The organism is Microcystis sp. LE19-41.2A (assembly GCF_027530405.1).
Classification (GTDB): domain Bacteria; phylum Cyanobacteriota; class Cyanobacteriia; order Cyanobacteriales; family Microcystaceae; genus Microcystis; species Microcystis aeruginosa.
In genome coordinates, this window is record NZ_JAPZQJ010000376.1 from 1 (window position 1) to 10,714 (window position 10,714).

Genomic DNA, 10,714 nt, shown 5'->3' on the forward strand with positions numbered 1-10,714 from the left:
ATTGCGGGGATCGGGGGGAAAATTCCTGGACTTTTTCCCTGAAAATTAGGTAGTTGACCACCTGAAAATCGATGAAACCCCACACCCCACACCCCACACCCCACACCCTGCCCCCAGGAAAAGCTTTTTCAGCAAACCCTAATTACAAATGTATCAGCAGCTGCGTGTAAGCATCCCACCGAAAAACTAATGCGCTCCGGGGTTTGGGGGGTAGAACCCCCCAAAGGCTTGGATTGAGTGATAAAATCGGAAGTAATGACCAATTTTAGCAGATAGTTTCCCTTTAAAAATCCCAACTCAGTAGATTTACAAAAATGAGATGTACCCGGTTAAACGCATCCAGGAATTTTTAAGGATAAAAACACATTTGCGGCAAAGCAAGGGATTCTTCCCAACCCATCATGAGATTAAGACATTGTACCGCTTGTCCCGATTGTCCCTTAACTAAATTATCGATCGCTGACATCACTATCACTCGATCGGTTCTCGGATCCACTTCAATACCGAGATAACATAAATTAGTACCACAGGCCCATTTAGTTTGTGGATAGACTCCCCCCGGTAGGATTTTGACAAAGGGAGAAGCGCGATAAAAAGCATTGTAGATAGTGATTAAATCATCCCGCACCAGATTGGGATCCCGCAAAGTTGCATAGACTGTGGACAGGATACCTCGGACCATGGGCATTAAATGGGGAGTGAACTGAACGCGCACCTCATGGCCGGCTAAATCACTGCAAATCTGCTCGATTTCGGGAGTATGACGGTGTTTTCCCGCTACATTATAGGCCCCGATCGAATTATCTGCTTCTGCCAATAACATATTAATCTTAGCTTGTCTTCCCCCTCCCGAAGTTCCCGATTTGGCATCAATAATCGTGGTTTCCGGGAGAATTAAACCCTGTTTTAACAGGGGAGAAATCGCCATTAAACTAGCAGTAGGATAACATCCGGGGCAACCGATCAAAGAGGCATTTTTAATATCTTCCCGATAAAGTTCCGGTAAACCGTACACAGCCGTAGATGCGATCGCTTGATCCTGACGTTCCTTGCCATACCATTTACTATAGGTTTCTAGGCTAGTAAAACGATAATCTGCCGACAGATCCAACACTTTACACCCTTTAGCGATCAAAGGAGGGGCTAAATCACAGGCTAAACCATTGGGTAAACCCAAGAAAACCACTTGACAACGGGAAGCAATTGTCTCTAAATCGATCGCCTCCACATTAAGATTAATACTATGACCGAGATGGGGATATAAATCACTGTAGGGTTTTCCGGCGCTACTATCGCCCCCCAGATAGGCTAATTCTACGAAGGGATGTTCTTTGAGCAAACGTACCAACTGTACGCCACCATATCCGGAAGCGCCGACAATACCCACTGAAACCTTCTGTTCTTGCGTCATTTCCCTTATTCCTAAAAATTCTTATCGTTAATATAACGCTTTAGTATGGCTGAATTTTAGCCTAACCGGCAGGATTTAAATCAAAAAACTTCCTTTAAAAACCTAGTATCTCGGCCGGGTTGTCCATAAACCGTCAATTTCTTTTGATCAATAGGCAGTTATCTTAATGATGAGGTACAAGGTTTTCCTTTTATGATGCCAAATTAAGTTAAACTTCATCCTTAGGAGAAAGGCTGTAATTCAATCCCCCATATTTAAAATTTTGAGCGCACCGTAAATTCATAATCTCCTCCCGGTTCTAATTGATAATCGTAGCGTTCTAAAAACCGATTCAAGGGTTCAAAAATCAAAGCCCTACCTAGGGAAGGTTGTACTAATAACTTGCCTTGAAGAAAATGCCACTGAAAACGCCATTGATATTGTTCCGTCCGCACTTCTCCCTCTAATTTCCCCGTTTGCCAAGATTGCTTAATTATCCGCACATAAGCCGTGCTTTCTGGTCGATTGCCGCCACTCACCTGAACCCTACCTATAGATTAAATATCAAACATTAAGATAGCGAATTAATCCTTGTTTGTCATTACTTGAGCTAATTTTCTCGACTTTATTCTGGGGCAGTGACTTCATTAACCTTAGAAACCAAGACATTTAATTGAAAAGGTCGCCCCATTTCCTTAGTAATGAATTCTTCCAACAATTCTACCTGTCTGGGGGTAATACTTTCCGCAGTTCTTACTACTAATCTCACCCGGGGAGGTTGCTTGAGCCAATTAATCGAAGATTCCAATAATTCTGCCCGTTGAAAAGTAATCGTTCGTTGTAATAAAGCTTTTTTGAGCAACCTTTCTAAGCGAGCTTGATTGGCCAGAGTTGCAAAACTTATTCCTAACGGAATTAGCAAAACTGCTGTCAGGATAGAAGTCAAAATTAGAGCGTTACGCGCCCGATGAAAATTAGAATAACCTGCCAGCAAAAAGACCAACAAACAGGAGAGAGCAATGCCTAATAAATTGGTAATATATAACAGAGTTGCCCCCAAACTTAAGACCCAATTCCCTTGGGATAATCCTAAACCAATCGTACAAACTGGCGGCATTAAAGCCACGGCAATCGCTGTTCCCGCTAAAGTACCTGAAATTTTCGGTTCTATTTTGGCATAACCACTGATTGCCCCTGCGGTAATTGCCACTCCTAAATCTAAAAGATTGGGTTGAGAACGGGCTTGAATTTCACTACCAAATTCAGAAATTCCGATTAATAATCCTAGAAACCAAGCTATCGCTAAAGCGATAATCGTACCGACTAAAATCGCCAAGGCCGACTTACGAATTAATCGCCAACTGCCAATTAAACCACCAAAAGCCAGACTACGAATCGGCAACATCAAAGGGGCAATAATCATCGCCCCAATAATCACGGCCGCACTATTGGCGACTAAGCCAAAGGTAGCGATCGCACAAGAACTGACAATCAAAGCTAGATAGGGAAAATCGAGGGACGCTTCTAACCATAAATCGCGCCACATAGTCCGCGATTGTTGCCAGGTCAAGGGTTTTCTTGAGAACCACGAGTGGGGCCGTTCTTTTCTCGTCATGGGGCTGAGGAAGATTGACTTTTCTTTTACTTATAGCTTTTTTTGTCTAATCAATGTATATTTGTATCATTTTCTTTAACTAATCTTACCGTTTTTTCTTCGCCTCGATTGATGAAACCTCCTGCCCGCTGCCATCTGCCGACCGCCTTCGTTAACGCCCCTAGGCCAAGTAGAAATTAGCAAAGAAATTACCGACGAAACCCGACAGATTGATCTATTTTTTTCGCCTCATCCAGAGGGGCAAATAACTGTCGATAATCTAGGATTATTAGGTCAAATTGCCCTAAAGAACCCTCTCCTAGAACCCGATCGTAATTCTCCCACTCGTGCCGATGTGCGTAATTGTCTCTCGAAATTAACCGCCGTTTTTGCTGAACTACAGCGACAGGCCAAACGAGAAAATAGCCCCTACAATCAGGAAAATTTGCCCCGTTTATGGATTCTTGCGCCTCTGGTTAGTGAGACTATATTAAACGGTTTTGGGGCGGCCTTAGACCCGAATTGGCCCGAAGGGGTCTATTTCTTGCCTCCTTTGCAGCGCACGGCTATTATCAATCGAATCCGCCCGCGAGGAGCTATTTGAGCGTTTTCACGCTATAACCCTCCAGTAGATGGCAGCAGGGAGAGGGGCGCACCGGAGTACCGGAGAGGGCAGTGGGGAAGTGGGGTGTGGGGTGTTGGGTGTGGGGTGTGGAGTGTGGGGAAGTGGGGAAGTGGGGAAGTGGGGAAGTGGGGAAGTGGGGTAGTGGGGTAGTGGGGTAGTGGGGAGAATAAAAAAAATAATCTCCTGTCTCGGAGTCTCCTGCCTCCTGTCTCGGAGTCTCCTGCCTCCTGTCTCCTGACTCCTGAATCCTGTCTCGGAGTCTCCTGTCTCCTGTCTCGGAGTCTCCTGTCTCCTAACTCCCTACTTCTAACCCAATGTGCACCAAAGATAAGCAAAAATTATTTATTGACTCCAAAAACTTGAGAATATTTAAATTAACATTTCGCAATATTTACAAATTCTTAAGAATTAATTGAGAAAGATTTTTATTTAACAACGATGTTGCAATGGTTACAGCGATTTGATAGAATTTCATAGTGGCTTACCCTGTGCTTTTTTGGACAGCAATGCTTGAAACCCTCGCCACACCTACAGGGTGATCCTAATTAAGACAGGTAAATTAGTCAATTTCACCCACAACGATGATCTTTTTTTTGTGTAGTTTTATTGCAAAGAAAAAGTTTTTTTGACAAAAAGCACAAAGTATGCAGTAGCAGTTATGCCAGAGTGGGGGTTGGGGAGGGGGAAGCTGTCTCATCACCCTATCACCCCAAAACCCGACCACCGACGACCGATCAATTAATTTACCGTTTAGCGGCAACAATGGCAAAAACGGTGGTATGGGGATCATCTTTTAAAGTCACCCCTTCTGGCATTTTCAAATCACCCACGAGCAGGGATTGCCCCACACCGATCCCCGACACATCAAATTCGATCACTTCCGGGATATTATCGGCAATACAGGAGACATTAACTTCGTTGACGAACTGTTCGATTAAACCGCCCTGTTTAGTTCCGATCGCTTCTCCTATGGCTTTAATCGGAACAACGATATCGAGCTTACCGTGGGCAGATACGGAGAAGAAACTGAGGTGATAGAGATTTCTTTTCCAGGGATGAGATTGTACCTCTTGGATCAAAGCTTTTCCCGTCCAGGGCATTTCGGGGACATTAACATCCACCAGGGTATTATTCACCGAGGCCTTTTTGAGCAGGGTTAAGGCCGCTTTTTCTCCCACCACGAGGGAAACCGATTCCGTGCCGCTGTGGCCGTAGAGAACCGCCGGGATCAAACCCTGACGACGTAGGGCCCTGGGGTTAATATTTTCGGGTCTTTTTTGACATTCAACGCTAACTTGCATAGTTGACTAATCCTCTTTAGCAATGATTTAAAATTCGTGATTATCCCAAGGTGAGCCATTTTCGTCCAAAAGAGCGCGTTTGGGTCCGTGAATGGGGTCTTCAACGATAATAGTTTGGTCGCGACTAGCTCCTAGGGAGATAATAGCGATCGGTACTTCCATGATCGCCCCTAGGAATTTTAGATAATCGAGGGCCTGTTTGGGCAGGTCTTCCAGACTTCGACAATCGCTGGTGGGTTGTTGCCACCCCGGCATCGTTCGGTAAATCGGTTGACAACGGGCGAATTCCATCGCACTGCTGGGCAAATGGCGACAGGTTTTGCCGTCCAATTGGTAGGCAACACAGACTTTGATTTCCTCTAGGGTATCGAGAACATCTAATTTGGTGATCGCTAGACAGTCTAAACCATTGATTCGCACCGCGTAACGACCGATCACCGCATCAAACCAACCGCAGCGACGACGACGGCCGGTGGTAGTCCCGAATTCCGCCCCACGATCGCATAATAACTGCTCGATCTCCCCCTCTAATTCCGTGGGAAATGGACCTTCACCTACCCTAGTGGTGTAAGCTTTGGCCACACCGATCACTCGATCGATTACCGTTGGACCAATGCCAGAACCCACACAAGCACCCCCAGCGATCGGATTGGAGGAGGTAACGTAGGGATAGGTTCCGTGATCGAGGTCGAGTAGGGTGCCTTGGGCCCCTTCAAAAAGAATATTCTTACGCTTGCGGATTGCTTCGTAGATTTTTAGGGAACTATCGACCACATGGGGACGCAGTTTCTCGGCATATTCTAGATATTCCTCGATCACCGTCTTCGCATCTAAAGGCGGTAAGTTATATAACTTTTCTAAAATGACGTTTTTATAATTGATCGTCCATTCTAGTTTTTGCCGCAGATTCTCGGTATTGATCAAGTCGATGACTCGAATACCGATGCGCTCGGATTTGTCGGCATAGGTGGGGCCGATACCCCGTCCCGTGGTGCCGATTTTATATTTACCCCGTTTTTCCTCGGATGCTTGATCGAGCAGCCGATGATAGGGCATAGTGACATGAGCCGTTTGCGAGATATAGAGATTGTCGGTGGTAACATTGAGGGCGTGTAATTGCGCCATCTCTTTGAGTAACACCGAGGGATCTATGACTGTTCCTGAGCCGATTATACATTCCGTATCCGGGTAGAGAATCCCAGAGGGAATTAGATGGAGTTTGAACGTTTGACCCTCGACGACGACGGTATGACCCGCATTTACGCCACCTTGAGAACGCACCACCACATCCGCCGATCGACTCAGCAGATCCGTGATTTTTCCTTTTCCTTCGTCGCCCCACTGAGCGCCGATTACAATAACGTTAGCCAAGGTATTTTAGTCTAGCTAAAGTTCACACAAACTCCTATTATCCCTCTTGGCGAATACAACTGTCAAGTTATCTCGGTTCTTCGTTACTTGGTATGGTTCGATAGGGGGTCATAAATCGACTAAATCCTTATCTGGTAAGAGACTTAATTGATTAGTTCGCTCTAGATCAAAAATAATTGACAAAAATCGCTAAATGCCTTTCTCTATAAGGGTTCCATCCCTTATAACCCCCGTCCATTGCATAACAATTACCGAAGAGCCGTTATCTCTCTTAGCTAATTGTGGGGAGAAGGCGAGGGGAAAACTCGCCTATTTTCAGGGTTTATTGACCTTCCCGACTGATTTGACGCTCGATAGTTTCGATAGCGGCATTTAATCCCGCTAGACGGGTTTCGAGGTCGTCGCGCATCCATTTGAGGAATGTTAATTTACGCTCTTGACATTCTTGACGGGAAGTGCTGCCACAAGTGTTAAAGAAGAAGGGAAACATAGACTAAGGGGCCTGCTATAACTCTACGTCTCCTATCTTGACGAAAATTTTCAAAAAAGTCTAACCGTTAAGTCGCCATAATAACCACAGACCTAACCCAAAACCGAAAAAGTTAGGCAGCCAGGCAGCTAGGAAGGGGGAGAGGGTGGCGGTTAGTCCCAAGCTGCCCACTAAGAAGTTTAAAAGATAATAGAGGAAAACAATGGCGACACTGAGACCGAAACTGGTTCCCCGACTAATTCTTTGCGGTAGAGAACCCAAGGCACAGCCAATGGTAGCAAAGACGATACAGACAAAGGGAAAGGCGATTTTTTGCTGGATTCGCACTTGAAAAAACCTGACTCTTTTCTCATCGCCACTGAGTTTGAGCAGTTGCACATATTCGAGCGCCTGTGGTATGTTCATCTCGTAGGGATCGCGGCTTTGACGAGCGAAATCGAAAGCAGAGCGAGATAAAGCGATTTTTTCGGCTTTAAAGGGGATAACTTGGCTATAGGAGGCGTTAGGGGGGGTTAATTCATAGATAATGCCGTTAAAAAAGTCCCAGACGTTATCGACGGCATTCCAACGGGCCGAATCGGCGATAATAATTTGATTTAATTCTTCTTTTAGCCAACGGATAACGGTGACAGTTTTCATTTTTTCACCGTCAAATTGTTCGGCATAAAATAAACTTCTTAAATTGCGATTAATCGTACCATTTTCTAGGGTTTTTATTTCATAATCGGGATAATAAAAGTCTTTATTTTTCCAAAAATTTGCTTCTTTATTAATTTTCTGCACTAAAATTTCTGTGGCTCGATAATTAGCATTGGGAACCACATATTCGTTTAATAAAAATGTCACCACTGTCACTATTAAACTCAGGCAAAAAGTGGGTATAAAAAGACGGTAAAGAGTGACTCCACAGCTTTGCAGGGCAACGGTTTCGCTATCACTACTTAAACGACCGTAGGTGATTAAAGTGGCCAGCAAAAGAGAAACTGGTAGGGAATAAGTGACAAATTCTGGCACTTTTAACAGGAGAATTTCTAGGGCCGAAGCGAGGGGTAGATTCGCATCAACTACCTGATTAGCTAAATCGGAAAGATTCCCGATCGCTACTCCCAAAGAGGCAAATAAACCAACACTAAATAAAAATGGGGGTAGTAGTTGGCTGATCAGATAGCGATCAATGAGGGCAATACCTCCATTTACCCAGTAAGAAATCTTTTTCTTAATCATTGATTTTGGTTAACTCACTCCTATTTCATCCCATTTCCTAACCCGCAGCCGTCTTGCCTACACCTTCGGTTAGCCTATCATATTTTGTCTTTGACGAAAAACACCGCCGGAAGTTGTATGATTGCGGGGAGAGTGGACAGAAGTAAGGATTTGGGTAAGTGTAGATAATTTTTCTGTTCCTATTCCCCGATCATCCCGAGGTGAATTATGCTGCTAAACTGGCAAACTTTTACTATTCATAAACGAGTACCTTTAAGGATTAGTCGCGGCACTACCAGTAAAAATACTAATATTTGGCTGCAAATTAGCGAGGAAAATATCGAAGGGTGGGGAGAGGCATCCCCTTTTGATATTACCAGTGAGGAGAAAAAACCCGATAAAATCCTGCAAGAATTAAACTCGATCGCTCCTCTTTTACAATCTTTTCACCCCTGTCAACGCCAAGAAATTGAGAAAATTTTATGGCAAAATCAGATATCTTCGGCTACTCGTGCCGCTATTGACACGGCGCTGCACGACTGGTTAGGCAAAAAAGCTAAGTACCTAAGCAAAATTAATTACACATATCTAACCCCGCTCTTGCCTCTTGCCCCTTGCCTCTTGCCTATCTTCACTAGGAAATTAATTTTGCACGACTACTTAATTTACCTCTCTGGCAAATTTTTGGACTCGATCGCTCTTTAATTCCGCCGGTTTCTGTTACTATCGGTTTAAATTCTCCAGAAAATGTGGGGAAGAGGGTGTTAGATTGGCTAGAAATCGGCGATTTTAGCTTATTAAAAGTCAAATTAGGCTCACCGGACGGTACAGAAGCCGATCGAGCTATAATTCTGGCTATTAAAGCAATTGTCCCCCATTTGCCCCTAACTGTCGATGCTAATGGTGGTTGGAAATTGAGCGATGCGGTGAAAATGTGCCAATGGTTAGAGGAAAAAGGCGTTATTTATGTGGAACAACCCCTATCTGCGGGACAAGAACGAGATTTAATCGATTTATACCAAAAATCGCCCCTACCTATCTTCGTCGATGAAAGCTGTTTTTCCAGTCAAGATATCCCGAAACTGGCCGATCGAGTCCACGGCATTAATATTAAACTAATGAAAGCCGGTGGATTAGCCGAAGTGCAAAGAATGATTCATATTGCCCAAGCTTGCCGACTGCAAATTATGTTCGGATGTTACTCTGATAGCAGTTTAGCCAATACTGCCCTAGCACATCTTGGCCCGCTTGTCAACTATCTTGACCTAGATAGTCATTTAAATTTACGCGATGATCCCTTTACGGGTTTAAGCTTGGAAAGGGGACGTTTACAACCAAATAATTCACCCGGTTTGGGTGTTAGTTTACGGACAGAAGATGACTAATTATTTGACTCCTGACAAGAAAGTAGCGATTCTTCTCCACGAAGGAATCAAAGGAACTCGCGGCAAAACCGGGTTAAGTTATCTGCGTTACGGGAAAGCGCCGGTAGTGGCGATTATTGACGCAGAAAGCGCCGGCAGCACCTTAAAAGAAGTGGCCGGAATCGATCGCCCCTTGCCGATTGTTGCTACTGTTAGGGAAGCTCTAACCTATCATCCCGATACCCTGTTAATTGGCATCGCACCCTCAGGAGGCATTTTACCACCCCATTGGCTAGAAGAAATCAAAGAGGGGGTAAATGCAGGGTTATCCCTCGTTAATGGACTCCATACACCCCTAAAACCCCTTTTTTCTCAGCTTAAACCGGATCAATGGATTTGGGATATCCGTCTGGAACCCCAAGACTTAAAAATTGGGCAAGCGCGGGCGAAAAATTTAACCTGTCAGCGTATTCTAACGGTAGGGACGGATATGAGTGTGGGCAAAATGTCCACTAGCATCGAATTACATCGAGCAGCCTCAGAAAAAGGGCTAAAATCGCAATTTTTAGCCACTGGACAGGGGGGAATTATGATCGCGGGAAAAGGTGTACCCTTGGATGCGGTGCGCGTCGATTATGCTGCTGGTGCGATCGAGGCTTTGGTGTTAGAATCGGCAGAAAATAACGATATTTTGTTTATTGAGGGTCAAGGCTCTCTTTTACACCCTGGATCCACTGCTACCTTGCCCTTAATGCGTGGCAGTCAACCAACGGGGTTAATTCTCGTCCATCGCGCTGGACAAATTCATATCAAGGATTTACCAGATATTCTCATCCCTCCCCTAACGGAAGTGATTAAACTCTACGAAATGACTGCCAGCGCCGGGGGAAGTTTCGGGGAGGTGAAGGTAAAGGGGATTAGTTTAAATACTTTTCATCTTAGTCCGGAGGCGGCAGTTAAAGCTATAGAAACTGTGCGGGAGGAAACGGGGTTATTTTGTACCGATGTTGTCCGTTTTGGCGCTCAAGGGTTATTATCAGTTATCAGTTATCAGTAATCAGTTATAAGTGAGCAGTAATCAGTTATCAATTCAACCACAGTCGATGGTGGTGCGTTACGACGGATTGTTAGCTTGAAGTTAAAGCGGAAATTTTGGCCGTCTAACGCACCCTACTGGACTGGGTAATAGGTGTAGGGGTAATTCATGAATTACCCCTACAATTACGTTTTTTTGGATGTTGTCAAAATTTCTCTTGACAAAGGCAGCTTGACAGGATACTATATTCATAATGGGAAATCCCTGCGCCTACAGACCCTCTTTTCCAACGGTCTTAACTATGATTGGTTCATTCAATCAATCTTCATCTCTAATCCAC

Annotated in this window: 9 protein-coding genes and 3 pseudogenes; 4 read left to right on the forward strand and 8 right to left on the reverse strand. The window is 44.6% G+C overall.

The features are described 5' to 3' along the window. Window positions 1–349: 349 nt before the first annotated feature. The 3 genes from argC to O9290_RS15265 form a co-directional block, all read right to left on the reverse strand. The gene (gene argC, locus O9290_RS15255) at window positions 350–1,411 is read right to left on the reverse strand and encodes an N-acetyl-gamma-glutamyl-phosphate reductase (protein ID WP_002759239.1); all 1,062 of its coding nucleotides are present in this window, start codon (window positions 1,409–1,411) and stop codon (window positions 350–352) included. Window positions 1,412–1,665: 254 nt separating this feature from the next. Beyond that, window positions 1,666–1,929, reverse strand: coding sequence for a DUF3146 family protein (locus O9290_RS15260; protein WP_002733391.1), 264 nt, complete (start codon window positions 1,927–1,929; stop codon window positions 1,666–1,668). A gap of 86 nt (window positions 1,930–2,015) precedes the next feature. Then, window positions 2,016–3,005: a DUF389 domain-containing protein gene (locus O9290_RS15265; RefSeq protein ID WP_002759240.1), complete on the reverse strand. Its 990-nt coding sequence runs from the start codon at window positions 3,003–3,005 to the stop codon at window positions 2,016–2,018. A gap of 121 nt (window positions 3,006–3,126) precedes the next feature. On the opposite strand from O9290_RS15265, the pseudogene O9290_RS15270 reads away from it, so the two are divergent. After that, window positions 3,127–3,558: pseudogene (locus tag O9290_RS15270) on the forward strand (hypothetical protein); the annotation flags it as partial. A 41-nt stretch (window positions 3,559–3,599) separates the two neighbouring features. Here the strand turns inward: O9290_RS15270 and O9290_RS15275 are convergent. The 5 genes from O9290_RS15275 to O9290_RS15295 form a co-directional block, all read right to left on the reverse strand. After that, window positions 3,600–3,944 (reverse strand): hypothetical protein, encoded by a 345-nt coding sequence (locus tag O9290_RS15275; RefSeq protein WP_288087229.1) that lies wholly within the window; start codon window positions 3,942–3,944, stop codon window positions 3,600–3,602. A gap of 408 nt (window positions 3,945–4,352) precedes the next feature. After that, window positions 4,353–4,910 (reverse strand): 50S ribosomal protein L25/general stress protein Ctc, encoded by a 558-nt coding sequence (locus O9290_RS15280; protein WP_002759242.1) that lies wholly within the window; start codon window positions 4,908–4,910, stop codon window positions 4,353–4,355. Window positions 4,911–4,937: 27 nt separating this feature from the next. Continuing rightward, on the reverse strand, window positions 4,938–6,281 hold the full coding sequence (locus tag O9290_RS15285) for an adenylosuccinate synthase (protein WP_002759243.1): 1,344 nt from the start codon (window positions 6,279–6,281) through the stop codon (window positions 4,938–4,940). Between the two features lie 322 nt (window positions 6,282–6,603). After that, window positions 6,604–6,771: a hypothetical protein gene (locus O9290_RS15290; protein ID WP_002759244.1), complete on the reverse strand. Its 168-nt coding sequence runs from the start codon at window positions 6,769–6,771 to the stop codon at window positions 6,604–6,606. Window positions 6,772–6,831: 60 nt separating this feature from the next. Next, window positions 6,832–7,995: an LptF/LptG family permease gene (locus O9290_RS15295; RefSeq protein WP_288059659.1), complete on the reverse strand. Its 1,164-nt coding sequence runs from the start codon at window positions 7,993–7,995 to the stop codon at window positions 6,832–6,834. A gap of 207 nt (window positions 7,996–8,202) precedes the next feature. Between O9290_RS15295 and O9290_RS15300 the strand changes: the two are divergent. From O9290_RS15300 to O9290_RS15310, 3 genes and pseudogenes are all read left to right on the forward strand, one after another. Next, window positions 8,203–8,532, forward strand: a pseudogene (locus O9290_RS15300) (dipeptide epimerase); the annotation flags it as partial. 104 nt (window positions 8,533–8,636) lie between these two features. Further along, window positions 8,637–9,359: pseudogene (locus tag O9290_RS15305) on the forward strand (enolase C-terminal domain-like protein); the annotation flags it as partial. Next, window positions 9,352–10,395, forward strand: coding sequence for an N-acetyltransferase DgcN family protein (locus O9290_RS15310; RefSeq protein WP_288057301.1), 1,044 nt, complete (start codon window positions 9,352–9,354; stop codon window positions 10,393–10,395). The pseudogene O9290_RS15305 and the gene O9290_RS15310, both read left to right, overlap by 8 nt. Window positions 10,396–10,714: the final 319 nt, after the last annotated feature.

Coding starts and splice junctions, on each gene's coding strand:
- O9290_RS15295 (WP_288059659.1), bottom strand. CDS start 7,995: ATGATTAAGAAAAAGATTTCTTACTGGGTAAATGGAGGTATTGCCCTC.
- argC (WP_002759239.1), bottom strand. CDS start 1,411: ATGACGCAAGAACAGAAGGTTTCAGTGGGTATTGTCGGCGCTTCCGGA.
- O9290_RS15265 (WP_002759240.1), bottom strand. CDS start 3,005: ATGACGAGAAAAGAACGGCCCCACTCGTGGTTCTCAAGAAAACCCTTG.
- O9290_RS15310 (WP_288057301.1), top strand. CDS start 9,352: ATGACTAATTATTTGACTCCTGACAAGAAAGTAGCGATTCTTCTCCAC.
- O9290_RS15280 (WP_002759242.1), bottom strand. CDS start 4,910: ATGCAAGTTAGCGTTGAATGTCAAAAAAGACCCGAAAATATTAACCCC.
- O9290_RS15290 (WP_002759244.1), bottom strand. CDS start 6,771: ATGTTTCCCTTCTTCTTTAACACTTGTGGCAGCACTTCCCGTCAAGAA.